Origin of the sequence: Rhodohalobacter sp. 8-1, from assembly GCF_038150125.1 — a bacterium.
Classification (GTDB): Bacteria; Bacteroidota; Rhodothermia; order Balneolales; family Balneolaceae; genus SW132.
Map to the genome: position 1 here is coordinate 22,111 of NZ_JBBVMF010000020.1, position 16,430 is coordinate 38,540.

General features: G+C 44.1%; 10 protein-coding genes. 8 read left to right on the forward strand and 2 right to left on the reverse strand.

All coding sequences use genetic code 11. The annotated features are described in order from the left end of the window. The first annotated feature begins 22 nt into the window (after nt 1–22). The 6 genes from AABW11_RS16345 to AABW11_RS16370 all read left to right on the forward strand — a co-directional run bounded on the left by AABW11_RS16345 (nt 23) and on the right by AABW11_RS16370 (nt 6,824). Nucleotides 23–811 (forward strand): GntR family transcriptional regulator, encoded by a 789-nt coding sequence (locus AABW11_RS16345; RefSeq protein ID WP_340106207.1) that lies wholly within the window; start codon nt 23–25, stop codon nt 809–811. Nucleotides 812–936: 125 nt separating this feature from the next. Further along, nucleotides 937–1,137 (forward strand): YgaP family membrane protein, encoded by a 201-nt coding sequence (locus AABW11_RS16350; RefSeq protein ID WP_340106208.1) that lies wholly within the window; start codon nt 937–939, stop codon nt 1,135–1,137. 19 nt (nt 1,138–1,156) lie between these two features. Continuing rightward, nucleotides 1,157–2,269, forward strand: coding sequence for an NAD(P)/FAD-dependent oxidoreductase (locus AABW11_RS16355; RefSeq protein ID WP_340106209.1), 1,113 nt, complete (start codon nt 1,157–1,159; stop codon nt 2,267–2,269). A 188-nt stretch (nt 2,270–2,457) separates the two neighbouring features. Next, nucleotides 2,458–3,996 (forward strand): M16 family metallopeptidase, encoded by a 1,539-nt coding sequence (locus tag AABW11_RS16360; RefSeq protein WP_340106210.1) that lies wholly within the window; start codon nt 2,458–2,460, stop codon nt 3,994–3,996. Nucleotides 3,997–4,014: 18 nt separating this feature from the next. Then, nucleotides 4,015–6,117: a M16 family metallopeptidase gene (locus AABW11_RS16365; RefSeq protein ID WP_340106211.1), complete on the forward strand. Its 2,103-nt coding sequence runs from the start codon at nt 4,015–4,017 to the stop codon at nt 6,115–6,117. A gap of 155 nt (nt 6,118–6,272) precedes the next feature. Then, on the forward strand, nt 6,273–6,824 hold the full coding sequence (locus AABW11_RS16370; RefSeq protein ID WP_340106212.1) for a DinB family protein: 552 nt from the start codon (nt 6,273–6,275) through the stop codon (nt 6,822–6,824). Nucleotides 6,825–6,881: 57 nt separating this feature from the next. Here AABW11_RS16370 and AABW11_RS16375 read toward each other — a convergent pair whose 3' ends face one another. Beyond that, a complete protein-coding gene (locus tag AABW11_RS16375; protein WP_340106213.1) occupies nt 6,882–7,913 on the reverse strand; it encodes a glycosyltransferase family protein in 1,032 nt (343 codons plus the stop codon). Further along, nucleotides 7,910–8,725 (reverse strand): UDP-2,3-diacylglucosamine diphosphatase, encoded by an 816-nt coding sequence (locus tag AABW11_RS16380; protein ID WP_340106214.1) that lies wholly within the window; start codon nt 8,723–8,725, stop codon nt 7,910–7,912. Before AABW11_RS16380 ends, AABW11_RS16375 begins: the two co-directional genes overlap by 4 nt. A 926-nt stretch (nt 8,726–9,651) precedes the next feature. On the opposite strand from AABW11_RS16380, the gene AABW11_RS16385 reads away from it, so the two are divergent. After that, nucleotides 9,652–11,079, forward strand: coding sequence for a PAS domain S-box protein (locus tag AABW11_RS16385; RefSeq protein ID WP_340106215.1), 1,428 nt, complete (start codon nt 9,652–9,654; stop codon nt 11,077–11,079). A gap of 74 nt (nt 11,080–11,153) precedes the next feature. Then, nucleotides 11,154–16,358 carry a PAS domain S-box protein gene (locus AABW11_RS16390; protein ID WP_340106216.1) on the forward strand — a complete coding sequence of 1,735 codons (5,205 nt, stop codon included), beginning with the start codon at nt 11,154–11,156 and terminating at the stop codon, nt 16,356–16,358. Nucleotides 16,359–16,430: the final 72 nt, after the last annotated feature.

The window sequence follows — 16,430 nt, forward strand, 5'->3', positions numbered from 1 at the left end:
TTAAAATAAAAAAGATTACTCTATGAAACTCAAAGATGGAATACCAAGGCACGTACAAATCAGCCAGTGGCTGCGTGACCAGATAGAGAGTGGTGGGTTTGCACCAGATGGTAAGTTGCCGTCTGAAAATGAGCTGGCCAATAAGTTTGATGTCAGTCGGGTAACGATCAGGCGAGCCCTTCAATCTCTTGAAAATGAAGAAATAATCTACCGTTGCCAGGGTTTAGGTTCATTTGTGAAAGACGACCGAACCCCGCACAGCCTCGTACGACTCACTGACTTTAACGAGGATATGGCTGAAGCCGGCCTGGAAGCTTCATCCAGGGTGCTTATGTTTGAGTCGGTTGACGCCCCCCAATGGTTAAGTGATATTTTGAATGTGGCGCAGGGCATCAAAGTCATTCGCATCGACCGATTGCGGCTGGGCAATGGCGAACCAATTGCGTTCGACAGTACCTGGCTGCCCATTTTGTACGGACAGCTTTTGGATAAAGACGGCCTGCAGGATACAACTATCTATAAGCAGCTTGAAGAAAACTACGAGATTCCTGTAGTCCGTGGATGCTACAGGATGTCGGCTGAACTGGCGGATCAAGACTTGGCGGGCCACCTCAATGTACCGGAGAATTCGGCTTTGTTTCTAATCGACAGAATTACATACACAATTGGTGAAAAGCCGGTCTACTACCAAAAGAGATACTACAGAAACGACAAGGTAAAGTATCAAATGACGCTTGAAAGGGAGCAGTCAAAAAGAGTTAATTCGCCTGAAATGCCACTGAAAGAATTTGCACCTGTATTTATATCCTGATGATGCTGGAAGATAAACCAACCTGGGTTAAGCTGATGGCCGTGTGCATAACCTGCCTGGTGTTTGTTTCTGCTATTGTAATCATTTTCAAATAATTGCACAAATATCAATTAAAAATCACTGACATGAAAAAAAATATGGGTACTATTGACCGACTGATTCGAATCTTTATAGCGCTCGTTATAGCTATACTTTATTTTACCGGTATTCTTTCCGGTACAGCAGCTACTATACTGGGTGTATTAGCAATTGTTTTTGTGCTGACAAGTTTTGTGGGCATTTGCCCGCTTTATATGCCTGTCGGGTTATCAACCAATAAAGAGTAACTGGGTTACACTGCCGCTTATGGCTAAAAAGCTCATTATTGTCGGCGGGGGACATGCATCACTTCCTGTTATAAAAATGGCGGAGAAATGGAAAAGGTATGATCTTGAGATCATTCTGATATCAGAGAATCCATACCTGATTTACTCCGGGGCGCTGCCACAATTTATGGGCGGCTTTTACGAGTGGAATCAAACCACGGTTAACCTCAAAAAACTTTGTGAAAGGTATAGCGTCAGATTTGTGGAGTCTTTCGTGGAATCGATAAGCAAAGATCAGTCAACAGTATGGACCACTGGCGGCGAAAGGTATGCATATGATTATCTCTTAATAAACATTGGTGCCAGTACTGCTGACTTTAAAGATCTTCAGAACGCGGTTCCGGTTAAGCCGATGGACGAACTCCTTTCTCTAAGAAAAAATCTTAAACGCGGTGAGATTGAAAAGCTGCTTATTGCAGGTGGCGGGGCGGCCGGCACTGAGCTGGCCCTCAACCTGTCACATCCCCGGTCGTTTACCAGTACGGATATAACGCTCCTGGAGAATAATGAAAGTTTGCTGTCATCATTTCCGGCGAAAATGTCAGACCGCGTTACCCAAATTTTACAACAAAGGTCCGTAAATGTTCAAACGAGTAAGAAATTCCAGCCGGCGATGTCGAAAGAGTATGATGCCGTACTAATTGCCGTAGGAAACCGTCCCGGATCATTGTCAATCACTCACGATTTTGAGACGGGAGCCGGTGAGCGGATTCTCACGGATGAGACGCTTCGGGTAAAAGGAGAGCAAACGGTTTTTGCCGCCGGTGATACGGCTGACGTAAATGGCCGGGATTACCAGGCAATCGGGGTGCATGCCGTGAAGCAGGGCGTTTTGCTTCGCCATAATATTGAGTCGCTTCTCACCGGCGGGAAACTAAAAAGATACAAGCCATACGCAGTCAACCCGCTGATATTATCTGATGGCCCGGACAACGCATTTTATGTGGTAAACAATTTTGCATGGGAAGGCAGATGGGCAGCAATCCTCAAGTATGTCCTGGATATGAACTGGCTGGAAAAGTATTCAAAAAAACCAGGGTACCGCCGGTCATATATAGAACTGTTGCGCGATGGAGTAAAGCGGTCCGGTTAGTATAATGTGTAACTGAAAAAGCAGAGTGTCCAACTCATTTTTTTGAATGGATTAGGGGCCTTTCTCAACTGCTTGGTAGCAGATATATTCAACTAATTGTTATGTTCGTTGAGAAAAGTTCGAATCTTTTTTTAAACTCTCACGTAATAACACCCGCTAATTCATCAACTAACTAATCATCACATCTTATGAAAAGACCAATTCAGTTCATGATGGGACTTATCTGCGCGTTACTACTGGTACCTGCAGTCGGTTTGTCCCAAAACCTTGACGCATTTGAAGAGAAGGTGACAGAGTTCACCCTCGATAACGGATTACATTTCATTATTGTGGAGCGAGAGGTAGCCCCCGTCGCCCACTTCTTCACCTATGTAGATGTTGGCGCTGCTAATGAGCCGGTCGGAGCCACCGGTATTGCGCATATATTTGAGCACATGGTGTTCAAGGGAAGCCATAATATCGGCACTACCAACTATGAGGAAGAAGTACAGTACATTAACCAGATGGATGATGCTTATACCGCATGGCTTAATGAGTACAATAAATTTGAATCAGATTCGACCCTGCTCGACAGCCTCTACGCTGATTTTGAGCAGCTCCAGGAGCAGGCCGGCGAGTATGTAGTGAATAATGAATTTACCCAGATTGTTGAGAAAGAGGGAGCGGTAGGCGTAAATGCCTTTACATCGGCCGATGGAACTGGCTATTTTTTCAGTCTTCCTCAGAATAAAGCAGAGCTTTGGTTTATGCTTGAAGCAGATCGTTTCAAAAACCCGGTAATGCGTGAATTCTACGTTGAAAAAGATGTGATTTATGAGGAGCGTCGCTCACGTGTGGACTCAAGTCCGTTTGGACGCCTCCTCGAAGAGTTTTCAGCCACAGCATTTTCGGCGCATCCATACAAAAACCCGATCATTGGCTGGCCATCGGATATACGAAATACAACGATCGCCGATGCGCGTGAATTTCGGGATAAATATTATGCACCCGGCAGCTTTACAATTGCTATTGCAGGTGATGTGGATGCCTCAGAGATGCGGCAGCTTGCTGATAAGTATTTTTCAGATATGGAATACCAGGAGCCCGCACCTGAACTTCTTGTTGAAGAGCCTGAGCAGAGAGGAGAGCGCCGGTTCGTTATTGAAGAGCAGTCGCAACCTATTTATGTGGAAGGATATCACACAGTCAATAATCAGCATCCCGATTTCCAGGCGCTGAACCTGCTTGGCAGCATTATGTCGGGTGGCCGTACATCACGCCTATACCGGCGAATGGTGGTGGAAGATCAGACAGCTCTTCAGGTTGGCGCTCAAAACGGGTATCCGGGTACCAAATACCCTGGATTATATCTCAACTTTGTGATTCCCAACCAAGATATAGATATGGCTGATGTTGAGCAGACGCTAAGGGAAGAGTATCAAAAGGTTATTGATGAAGGTGTAACACAGGAAGAGTTGGACAGGGTTCGGACCAACACCCGGGCAAGTCTAGTCAGAACGCTGACATCAAACAGCGGAATTGCACAAACCATGGCATCAGCTCACGTTAATGGCGGAAGCTGGAAAACAGCATTCACAAATATCGACAGACTCAATAATGTGACTGTTGAAGACATTCAGCGGGTAGCAGAAAACTACATCAAGAAAAATAACCGTACCGTCGGGATGATCAAGAATGTAGATCCGGAATCTGATGATGAAATGGCAAATAATGAAGAGGAGAACTAACTGATGCTATCTAAGACTATGAAAAAATTACTGATTACCACATTTGTACTGGGATTTATGCTGTCTTGCGCATCCCAGGAATCGACAATGATGCAGCAGGGGATCAGTTCTGACGCTGTAGATGTTGAAGGACTGGATTATCCGGAACTGAATGCCTATCAATCACCTGAAGTTGAAACATTTGAGCTCGATAACGGGATTAAATTCTACCTGGTGGAGGATAGGGAAGTACCCCTGATTGATCTGAGTATGATCATAAAAGCCGGTTCGTTTATGGTTCCGAACGAAAAGACAGGCCTGAACTCCATCCTGACTAGCGCCATGCGGAACGGCGGATCGGAAGCGTATCCCGAAAATGAACTCAATCAGCTGCTTGAAGACAAAGCGGCACGAATAGAGTTTGGGATGGGGCAAAACAGCGGCTCTGCTTCACTCAATGTTCTAAAGGAGGATTTTGAGGAGCTGCTGCCTGTATTGGTGGACGTGATGATGAATCCACTGATGCCGCAGGAAAAAATTGACCTTGCGATCCGGCAGCAGAAGTCAGGAATTTCACGCAGAAATGATAATGCCCAGCAGGTTGGCTTCAGAGAATTCAGCAAGCTTATTTACGGAGAGAATTCTGTGCAGGCACGGACCACAGAGCTCTACACCCTCGATAATATTACGCGTGAAGACCTGATTGAATTTCATCAAAACGCTTACAAAGGTGAAAATATGATGGTTGGGCTTGTTGGTGATTTTGATGTTGAAGAGATCAAGCCAATCCTGGAAGAAGCGTTTGCCGGTATTCCCGCGGGAGAAGAGAATGAATTTACGTTCAATGAAATCGACTATGAATACGAGTCATCTATTCATTTTGTTGACAAAAGCGACGTAAACCAGTCTGTTGTCTTGATGGGTCACATCGGTGGATTCCGGGACAACCCAGATTATGCAGCGCTTCAAGCGATGAACGAGGTGCTTAGCGGCGGCTTCTCCGGGCGCTTATTTCAAAATGTGCGGTCTGATCAGGGGTTGGCTTACCAAGTATTCGGCAACTACGGAAGCAGTACTCTTTATCGGGGGCAATTTTATGCCGGTCTCTTTACGAGAAGTGCCGCAACCGCTGAGGCGATCAGAGCTGTCAGGGCAGAAATGGTGAAGCTTCAGGAAGAACCCGTTAGCGAACAAGAGCTTGAGGACACTAAGGACCGTATATTTAACTCCCTAATATTCAGAAACGCCAGTTTGAGTAGTGTGTTAAACCAGCGCATTAACAATGAGTATTATGGCCGACCGGCTGATTCGTTTGAACAATATATCGAAGAACTTCGTCAGGTGACGGCAGCCGATATTCAGCGGGTGGCACAGGAGTACATGCAACCTGACCAAATGAAAATTCTCGTTGTCGGTAACGCAGACGAACTCGGCGATCAGCTGGAGCAATTCGGCGATGTTCAGGAGATTGACATCACCATTCGTGAATCTGCGGAAGTTGAAGAGGTGATGGCCGGCGATGCCACAGAAGGCCGAAAGTGGTTGACACAGATGGCATCGGCTATTCTTCCAAATGCTGGTTTAACAGGCAGCGTAACGATGGAGGCTGAAAATAAAGTCTCAACTCCACAGGGAGAAATGAACCTGGGAATTACGCAAACAATGGATTTTGAGTCTGAACGTATAGAAGCTAATGTGAGAATGCCACAGGGACAGGTGAGTATGCTGATTGAAGATGGCCAGGGAAGTATGCAAATGGGCGGCCAGTCAATGCCTATGCAGCCGGCGCAAAAAGACCAGATGCTTTCTGAGCTCTATCGAAGCCCGATCTACCTTGCACTTAACAAAGATGAGCTGGACGTGGAATTTATGGGAATGGAGGAGATGCATGGAGATATGTACGCCCATGTTCGGGTAAATGACGAGATTACACTAAATCTCTACCTGGATCCGGATACATCACTTCCGATGATCACTACTTACCGTACATTTAATCCGCAGGTAGGCGGCACTGTTACGGTACAGCTCAACTCTACGGACTGGCGTGAAAGTGGTGGGTTACTGATGCCGTACCAGATGGTGAGTTATGCCGATGGTGAACAAGTATCGACGACGACAATATCAACGCATGGAGTAGAGTAGATTTAGCAACTTTATTGAGTTCAATTTAATTAATTTTTAAAATGAGCCGTGCAGATTGTACGGCTCTTTTTTTTATGATTGGGTTTTATCTCAAAAATGAAACATATTCATCATAACTGGTTTGGTCATATGTTTTGAATTAAAAAAAATTTCACATGATCCATGAAGAGATGAGTACTTTGTTAAGTGGCAACGATTTAAGCCCGGAAGAGTACGGAGAGTTTTATGGCCGATATATCAGAAAGAGTATTGGTGAAAACCTTTTTACACGCTTGAAAGCTGGCTATAGAGATGTGACAGAGGTGTTGCAGTCTCTGGACGATGAGGTAGCACTTTTCAAGTACGCAGAAGGAAAATGGACGATCAAGGAAACGGTTGGCCACATGATAGATACAGAGCGCATCATGAATTTCAGAGCCCTGACATTTGCCAGGGGCGATACTCATCCGCTGCCGGGATTTGACCAGGATGATTACGTAACCGCCGCAAATTTTAATCAGACACCGCTCGATGATCTGATGCAGCAGTACAGGGGCGTTCGTTCAGCAACGTTGCAGCTTTTTTCCTCCTTTGATGATGAGATGCTCATGTCGACGGGGATGGCAAGCGACAGTAAGTTTACAGTCCGTGCGCTGGGATTTATCATCGCCGGCCACGAGATTCATCACCTGGACATCTTCAATGAAAAATATCTGCCGAAGATTTAAGCGAGATGGTAAAAAATTGTTCCAATTTATTACGAATAGCAAATGCAAGATTATGGCTTAAACGCTGTTTTCAGCCATTTGTCGATCCTGCCGGTTTGTTTGCCGTTCCGCAAATCGAAGCAGTTTTTTAGTGATGCGTCTGGCATCAGCAATTTCAGGAATCCGGTGCCGCTGAGTTGAGGAGAGCATGTCAAGAATTTTATCAGGAAAGTCAGTATCCGTTACCTGAGCAACAGGAACGCCCATTTTCTTCAAGGCTTCTGCATTGCAAAGCTGTTCGTATTGGTTTTTGATGGGGACCGCCATCAATTTCTTGCCAAGGTAAATAGATTCGGCACACGTCTCAAAACCGGCGCTTGTGATAACGCCTGCACACGATTCGAGGCTTTTCAAAAATGTCTCATTGCCAACAGGCTGAATTGTCATGTTATTCTTGGTGTAGGCTGATTCGCAGAGAGGGGAGAATATCTCCCAGCGAATCTGCTTAAAATCGGAAAAAATTGCCGTGAGTGTTTCATGATCGAACGCCGGCAGGTAAACGGTGATATGATCACTTTCGGTAGGAGTTAGCTGCCGGATCTCAGAGCGGATGACCGGCCCTTCGATAAAACGATCGTATCGTAAAAAGTGAAATCCAATCGGTCGGTGACAGGGAGCAAATCGCTTGAGAATATGCTCCGAAACGGTTGAGACAGCGGGTGGCCGTGGCGTGCGATCAGACAGAAAAGCAGCCTGGTGGCTCAATCCAATGCATGTAATCCCTTCTTTAATAGCCGCCCATGAACTGATGGGTTCGTAATCGGAAATGACAAGATCGTATTGCCGGACATCAAGTGACTGCACATCTTTCAAAAATCGAATGGGGTTTAGCTCAAGTGCTGTTTTGAGGTAGCTGACGCCGCCATTTGAGTCATAAGCGAGCGTGAGTCCACGGCGCTGCGACACGTCAAGTCCCTGCAGAGTCATTTTGCAGTTTGTACCGCTCATCAAAACGTCAACTTCAGCCGATTTTGTCAGCTCTGGTAAAATCTCACGTGCACGGCTTATATGACCGTGGCCTGTTCCCTGAATGCCATATAATACTTTCATCCTATAACTGTCCTCGACTGTCTTGATTTCGGTCTGATAATCTTTTCAATTCGCTGTTCTGCGATAAACTGATCGTCACTGTAGCGATACATCGTCCACTCATCGCCATCAAATTCGAGGGCAGTCAGGTTTTCAACCCAGTCGCCCGAATTCATGTAAATGACAGACCCGTTTTCGTTTTGGAAGCCCCGAATTTTTGGCTGATGGATGTGGCCGCAAATCACATAATCATAACCCTGGTCGATGGCCAGCTCAATAGCTGTATTTTCGAAGTTGTCGATAAACTGCACGGCTTTTTTTACACTGTCTTTGATACGTTTGGATAGCGATATTTTACCCCGCCCCATTTTAACAGACACCCAGTTGATGAGCTTGTTTAGCATGATGAGCAGGTCATACCCTTTTCCGCCAATTCGGGCAATCCACTTGGAATGTTTCATCGTTACATCAAAAATGTCTCCGTGAAATATCCAGACTTTTTCTCCATTCAGATTGAGAACTAACTTATCACGGATAAAAAGGGGGCCAAGCTGGAGGCTGGAAACCTTCCGAAGGACTTCATCGTGGTTTCCCGTCAGGTAATAGATATCGGTACCGTTGGCCATTTTTGCAAGCAGGGTCCGGAGAACCATCATGTGAGATTCAGGCCAGTAATATTTTCTGAAATTCCAGACATCGATAAAATCTCCGTTGAGTATGATCCGTTTTGCATCAATAGAATTGAGATATTGTAATAGCTCAAGAGCGTGGCACCCAACGGTGCCAAGATGGATATCGGAAAGTACAACTGTATCAACCGTTCGAATCGGCATAGATCGTATTTTTTTGTATGAGCGGCTGAACAGGTTTTATAATTTTTACAGATTCAGCTCCAATTGTATCTAAAGAAACGAGCTGCCTGTTAACAAATCATTGCCTTTAGATTAGATTATCGTGAAACATCAAGCTAAAAGTCCTGTAGAAAGGCCTGTGCAGGAGCTGATTGGTTTTTAAAAAGTGAGCAGATGATAAAATTGAAACTGGCTCTATCGGAAACGGTGTTCTGACGCAACACTAGTGCCGTGTCAATGCTCATCTGTCGAATACAGCCCTGAGCATTCCAGGCGCTTTACCGGGTTTTTGTCAGCGTCGCGTGGCGGCCTCCCAAAGACATGGCATGTCTATTCGACTCCAGCACGCAGAATTTTTTGTTGGCAAGTTACGATCCTGAACCTCGAATAGTGAGTGATAGACATGCCATATCTCTCCCTTCACCACAAAATCTCATGCTCCAACGCTGTCAGTTCCAGTGGGTTTACCGCTGTGGAGGCACCTTCGGCAGACAGGTTGTGAAACTACTACATTTGACTTAACACTATTTGCTTTACCCTTAGCTGGTTTTATTTCAATAAGGAAACCGCTTGAGAAGCTGTATTTACAGAATTGTATTAGCGTCTCTCAACAAATGCGGAAAAAAATAAAATAAAATGAAATGATATGTCAGACGTTAACCGCCGAATTTATAAAAAGGACGGAATTCCTTAGATACAGACTATTGATCATTATAGTTTATTTGTTAGTTGCTTTATGTTTTACATTAAGTCAGAAAAAGCAGATGACGATAAATCTGTTAACTGTGGATAATTGGCAAAGTAAAACAATAACAAAACTTTAAAAGTGGTTGATACTTTAAAATTATAAAGTATTTTTGATTTAATATTATGTGACGGCTATCAGGGCAAAAGACAGATTCTCAGCGATGATTTACGATTCAAATTCTAAGTACAGGTTGTTAGTTATAGAAGATAATGCCGGTGATTTTGTGCTCATTGAAGATTACCTAAGCGCAAACAGTTTTGTGGGGAAGTTAGATCATGCCTCAACCTTCTCAGAGGCAGAAGAATACCTTGGTAATGGAAAGCAGGAGTATCACGCTGTTTTACTTGATCTGAGTTTGCCTGATAAAGAAGGCGAAGATCTCATCGAAAAAACAGTGAAGCTGGCTTCTCCCGCGGCCGTCATTGTCCTGACCGGCTATGCCGATATGCATTTTAGCGTGCGCTCTCTTAGCATGGGGATTTCAGACTATATCATAAAAGACAATTTAAACCCTTACGCGCTTTGGAAAAGTATTCGATATAGTATCGAGCGTAACTCAATGTTCAAAAAGCTGCGAAATTCTGAGGCGAGATACCGAGAGCTGTTCCAGAATAATCCGTCGCCTATGCTGATTTGGAATCCCGATTCGCGCAGCATCATTGATTCGAATAAAGAGGCTGAAATTAAATATGGTTACTCCCAAGGCGAATTTTTAACACTCACCGTTGATGATATTCAGCTTGATAAATTCGAACGCCCAATAAGCATCGAGAAAAACGGCAGTCCCGACTATTCTCATTATCCACCACGGCAGGTATGGCGCCATCAAAAGAAGGATGGTGAGGTCTTTTTTGTTGAAGTAAACGGACATCTGCTCGAATACAAGGGCGAGATATCCTCTCTGATGTTGATGAACGACGTGACTGACAAGATTGACATGCAGGAGCGGATGATTGAAAACGTACTGCAGGCGGAAGAAAAAGAACGCAACCGGGTAGCAAGGGAACTGCACGATGGTATTGTTCAGCAACTTGTGGCCTGCGGCATGTTTACACAAAATTTGCTGGATGAAATAAATAATCCGGATATACTGGAAAAGAAGATCAATAAGTTATACAATCTTCTGAAGCAGATAACACTACAAACCAGAGATTTATCACATAATCTGCATTCGGCCGAGTTTGATATCATGTCTCTTTCGGAACTAATGAAACAACTCATTCGCCAGCTCTCAGCCACCTCCAAAATTTCGTTTACGTTGAAAGATCATTTACCGGAATCAACAGAGCTTCCCTCGAAGGTAAAAGTGAATATCTACCGTATTCTGCAGGAGCTATGCGCAAATATTATTAAACATTCTGATGCAAAAACAGCAGAGGTAATTACGGAAATTGCAGGCGACTTTCTGAGCATCTCCATCAGAGATGATGGTAAATCCTTCGACCCGGATGAAAATGGAACGCAGGGTGCCGGTTTGATTAACGTAAACAGCAGAGTCTTCAAGCTGGGTGGCCAAATCACATTTAACAAGCATCACGAGTCAGGTATGTTTGTGCATTTAGAAATACCGTTGCCAAAGGACCATTAAGAAGGTCCTTATTTATTTCTATCTTCTGTATACACACTCTGTAGCAAATTACTTGTTGATTTCACTCATCGACTATGGCAGATAAAGAAGACACGCCCGATCTATTTGGAGATTTAGAAATGTATCGGGCCATTTTTGAGAATTCACTCACTGCAAACCTTATCCTATCTATAGATGGTGAGATTAAAAAAGCTAATCCAAAGGCATGCAGTCTGTTTGGATACGAGAACGAAGATTTAATCGGCACATCAGTAAGCAAACTGCTTGAATCAAATGATATTTCAAATATTCAAAAGGGATCTGAATCCTTTAGTGGACACGCTATTGGATTGAAAGCTAACGGATCGCGAGTTGTTTGTAATATTCTCTATTCGATGTTTGAATCGCAATCAGGTGAGGAACTAGCCACGCTGCAGATCAGCGAAAATTCAGAGCGGACTGAAGAGATTGAGAATTTGAAGCTGTTCGAGTCGGTTGTAAAGGATGCGAATGATGCGGTTGTAATCATCAAGTCCAGGTCATCGGGTCGAAGTAATGCAGCTGATATCGTTTTTGTAAACGATGCGTACACTGAACTGACCGGGTATGGCCATGATGAATTGATTGGTCAGGAAGCAAAGTTCCTGAATGCTCCCAAGTCATCGATGAGAGAACTGGCCCGTTTGCGACTTGCGATTGAGCATAACCAGCAGCTGGAAACGGAACTGCTGAACTATCGGAAAAACGGGGAAGAATTCTGGGCTCAGGTTTCGCTCAGCCCGGTATTTGATGGCGAGGTCTGCACTCATTTTATTGTAATAGCCAAAGATGTTACAATCCGCAAAAACAGGGAGCAGCTAAAGTCCCTGGAATCGGATATTAGCAAGGCGTTCAACACGTTTCAGACGCTCACAAGTGCAGTCGAAAAAACGCTGAATCTTATTGTATCAATAGATGACCTCAGCCTTGCAGAGTTATGGCTCGTGGATAATGATAAGCAGACAATTCAGCTTACTGGAGTAACATCTTCGAACGAGCAATCAACGCTGTTTTACGAGGAAACCCCTGATGTAAGAGTTTTTGAAAAAGGGGAAGGTCTACCGGGCATTACCTGGTCGTCGTGTCAAACTCAATTCTGGCGAAACCTTGGAGAACGGGAAGATTTTATACGTCACAAAGCCGCAGAAACTGCCGGTATAATAACGGCTTATGGTATTCCTGTCCTCCATGATAAAAAGGTGGTTGGTGTTCTTGTGGCGGGGGTGCTGAGCGATCATCCCAGAAAGAGATATTACACGCCGCTGTTACAAAGTATCGGAGAAGCCCTTGGCTCTGAAATTGACAGAAAAAAGAAAGAAGAAGAGCTGGAACGGATTTTCAGCTTTGCCCCCGATGTCATCTGCATTGCGGGAATGGACGGATATTTTAAGCAGGTGAATCCCGCTATGAGCAGGCTGCTGGGGTTTACAAAGGACGAACTGCTCAGCCACCCCATCTCTTCATTTACTCACCCGGATGACCGGTTAAAAACAGAGAAAGAGATTGATGCACTTAATATCAACGAGGGTGCCACATCGTTCAAAAACAGGTATATCACCAAATCAGGTAAGGTAGTCTGGCTTGAGTGGACAACCAGAACCTTTTATGAAGAAGGCAGAATTTACAGTATTGCGCGGGATATAACGGAGCAAAAAGAGCTTGAGATTCTGCTGCGCCAGGCGAATGAAATGGCAAAAATTGGGGCCTGGGAATATGATGTAGTGGAAGAAAATGTAACATGGTCTGAGGTCGTTTGTCAAATTCATGAAATGCCTTCTGACTATCAACCTTCACTTGAAGAGGGAATCAACTTTTACAAAGAAGGATTTAGCCGCGATATAATCACAAAAAAAATCGGGGAAGCTGTTGAAACCGGTCAGTCATTTGATGTGGAGCTCCAGCTGGTTACAGGTAAAGGGAACGTAAAATGGGTTAGGGTAATCGGCGAAACTGAAGTTGTTCAGGGTCGCGTGAAAAAAATGTATGGAAGCTTTCAGGATATCCATGACCGTAAAAGTTTTGAAGAACGGTTAAAAAATACGACAAATAACCTGCCCGGGATTATTTTTCAATACATTCTTGACCAGGATGGAAATGACAGCCTGAAGTATTTGAGTGAAGGATCCTATGAAATCTGGGGGATTTCATCCGAAGAGGCTATGGAAAATACCGGCTTAATATGGGACAGAATAGATGCCAGAGATGTAGAGGGGATGAAAGAGTCGATCGTTAAATCGGCTGAAACACTCACAAAATGGCACTACGAGTGGCGATACCATCACCCTGATGGAACCTTGCGCTGGCAGGATGGATATGGTACTCCAAAAAAACTCGTAAATGAATCGGTGCAGTGGGATTCTATCATCTTCGATATTACTGAGAAGAAAGAGATCGAGCATCTTCTTGAGCAGGCGAGTCAACTTGCTAAAATAGGCAGCTGGGAGGTTAACTTGCGAAGCAGCGATAATGAGATGTACTGGTCAGACATGACGAGGGAAATTCTTGAGGTCGAAAATGGTGATAAGGTGACGCTTGAAGGCATGCTTAAATATTACAAGCCCGAGAGTAAACAAAAAGCCAGAAAAGCTGTCTCAAAAATATTAGACAATGGCGGAAGCTTTGACCTTGAGTTGCAGATTATTACGGGTAGAGGCAGAGAAAAATGGATCAGAAGCATTGGACAGGTTGAATTCGAAGATGGAGATGCGGTACGGATGTATGGCAGCTACCAGGATATTGATTCGAGAAAAAAAATAGAAGAAAAGCTAAAGGAGAAAACCCGTCATCTGGAAGCAATATCAAAACTCAACAGCGCATTGTTGAATTACGAGGCCTGGGTGCAGGCAATCGATGAAAATCTGGAAGTTGTTGGCAGAGCCATCAATGCAGACAGAGCATACTATTTTGAAAACTATTATGATCCCGAGACGGGTGAAAGATTTACAACTGAAAAGCTGGAGTGGAACCGGGAGGGAATTACGCCTCAGTTAGATAATCCCGAAATGGAATCTGTCCCTTTTTCTGCAGTTCCGGAACTGATTAATCCGATGCTCAGCCATAAGCCAAGTGGCGGTATCATATCCGACATAGACGAAGACAATATGACCCGCCAGGTGATGACTGACCAGGATATTAAAGCATTTATGGCTGTTCCGGTCATCGTTAATGGAAATTTCCACGGCTTTCTGGGCTTTGATAACTGCACGAATGAGCGGTATTGGAGTCGTGAAGAGGAAAAAATGGTGAAAACCATCGCTTCAAACTTAGCGACAGCTATCGAGAGAGATAAAATCGATAAAGAGATTGAGAAGTTGCTCAATGAAAAAAACTCAATACTTGAAAGCATCTCTGACGCTTTCTATACAATAGACACTAATTGGAATATTACTTACTTCAACCAGGAGGCAAGAAAACTACTTTCCGATAAAAACGATGTTGTGCTGGGGAAAAAAGTGTGGGATGTTTTTTCTCATGAGTCTGGAACTGAGCTCTTTGAGAAATATCATCACGTAAAGAATTCAGGTCAGGCACTTAATTTTGAATATTATTCCGCTGAACTTGAGACGTGGTTCGATATTTCAGCTTACCCATCAGCAGAAGGGATTTCAGTTTATCTTAAAAATATTGACGAGCGTAAAAAAGCTCAGGCCAACATCCTGAAAAAAACAAGCCAGCTGGATGCAATTGCATCGTTTAACGGGCTATTGATTAATTCAGAAAACTGGAAGGAAGCAGTCAGCCAAAGCCTAAAAACATTTGGTGAGGTTGTTGATACCAATCATGCCTATTTCCTTCAGGTTGAGAATTCCGGTGCAGACGGCGAAACAAGAGTGGACCTCAGTTTTGAGTGGTCGGATGAGCCGGATGAAAGTGATGAGCCGCATGGGGAATCTCTGCCGGTGTCACTTAGCAGACTCGATGGGTTTGTTGATACCTTGAGAGAAAATAAAAGCTTCTCAAGGCTGACCGGAGAGATAAACGACTCATCGATTAAAGAAACATTTGAGAGGAAGGGGGTAAAATCGATTCTGGGCATTCCCGTCTTTGTTAATGATGAGCTGCACAGTTGTCTTGGATTCAGTGACAGGAGGGAGAAACGGGATTGGACGGATGAAGAGATCTCGTTCCTGCAAACACTGTCGCTGAATTTGTCGTCAGCCATAGAGAATGAGATGGCTAAAAAAGCCGTACAGCGGGTATTTGAGGAGCGAAATGAAATTCTTGAGAGTATCGGCGATGCTTTTTTTGCAGTAGATAAAAACTGGATCGTCACATACTGGAATAATGTGGCTGAAGAGGTGCTCAGAACGCCAAGAGAAACGATTGTCGGCGAGAATTTATGGGATATTTTTAAAGATGCGATTGATCTGAAATTTTATGAGCAGTATCACATCGCAATGGAAGAGAATAAAACCGTGTCGTTCGAAGAGTACTACCCCACGCTTGAAGCCTGGTTTGAAGTTAGTGCCTATCCGTCAAAAGACGGCTTATCCGTGTTTTTTAGGGATATAACTGAGAGAAAGGAGACCGAAAAACAACTTCTTGAGCTGAATAAAGAACTGGTAAAACAGAAACGACAGCTCGAGGTCTCAAACAAGGAGCTGGAACAGTTTGCTTTTGTGGCATCGCACGATCTGCAGGAGCCGCTTCGAATGGTTACCAGCTTTTTAACCCAACTCGAAAATAAATACGGCGATGAACTGGATGAAAGGGCAAAGAAATATATTTGGTTTGCAACGGATGGCGCTAAACGAATGCGCCAAATTATACTGGATCTTCTGAATTACTCCAGAGTTGGCCGTGCCGAAATCAATTTAGTATCTGTTGATCTTAATGCCGTAATGGATGGAATCCGGAGGGATTTCAAAAAGAAAATTGAGGAAAATAACGCAACCCTTACCTGGAGCGGGTTGCCTAATATAACTGCAGACAGAACGTCTGTCTACAGCCTGCTTAGCAACCTGGTGAGCAACGCGCTTAAGTACCAGTCAGAGTCGAGCCGTCCTCATATAACGGTCACTGCAGATGAATCAGATGACCACTGGAAAATATCGGTTTCAGATAACGGGATAGGAATTAACCCCGAATACAGTGAGAAAATTTTCAGCATTTTTCAACGCCTCCACACAAATGACGAGTACTCCGGAACCGGAATTGGCCTGGCCGTTTGCAGGAAGATTGCAGAAAGTCACAAGGGAAAAATATGGGTAGAATCTGAAGAGGGTAGCGGCAGTACTTTCGTATTTACTATCCCTAAATAGTATTGAGAAGAAACGGTTCAGGTCATTCGTATTAAAAATTGTTGTAAAACCCTGAATCACAATAAGATACAA

Bases quoted from the DNA above. Each gene is read 5' to 3' on its own strand.
- AABW11_RS16345 (WP_340106207.1), top strand. From the start codon at position 23: ATGAAACTCAAAGATGGAATACCAAGGCACGTACAAATCAGCCAGTGG.
- AABW11_RS16350 (WP_340106208.1), top strand. From the start codon at position 937: ATGAAAAAAAATATGGGTACTATTGACCGACTGATTCGAATCTTTATA.
- AABW11_RS16355 (WP_340106209.1), top strand. From the start codon at position 1,157: ATGGCTAAAAAGCTCATTATTGTCGGCGGGGGACATGCATCACTTCCT.
- AABW11_RS16360 (WP_340106210.1), top strand. From the start codon at position 2,458: ATGAAAAGACCAATTCAGTTCATGATGGGACTTATCTGCGCGTTACTA.
- AABW11_RS16365 (WP_340106211.1), top strand. From the start codon at position 4,015: ATGAAAAAATTACTGATTACCACATTTGTACTGGGATTTATGCTGTCT.
- AABW11_RS16370 (WP_340106212.1), top strand. From the start codon at position 6,273: ATGATCCATGAAGAGATGAGTACTTTGTTAAGTGGCAACGATTTAAGC.
- AABW11_RS16375 (WP_340106213.1), bottom strand. From the start codon at position 7,913: ATGAAAGTATTATATGGCATTCAGGGAACAGGCCACGGTCATATAAGC.
- AABW11_RS16380 (WP_340106214.1), bottom strand. From the start codon at position 8,725: ATGCCGATTCGAACGGTTGATACAGTTGTACTTTCCGATATCCATCTT.
- AABW11_RS16385 (WP_340106215.1), top strand. From the start codon at position 9,652: ATGATTTACGATTCAAATTCTAAGTACAGGTTGTTAGTTATAGAAGAT.
- AABW11_RS16390 (WP_340106216.1), top strand. From the start codon at position 11,154: ATGGCAGATAAAGAAGACACGCCCGATCTATTTGGAGATTTAGAAATG.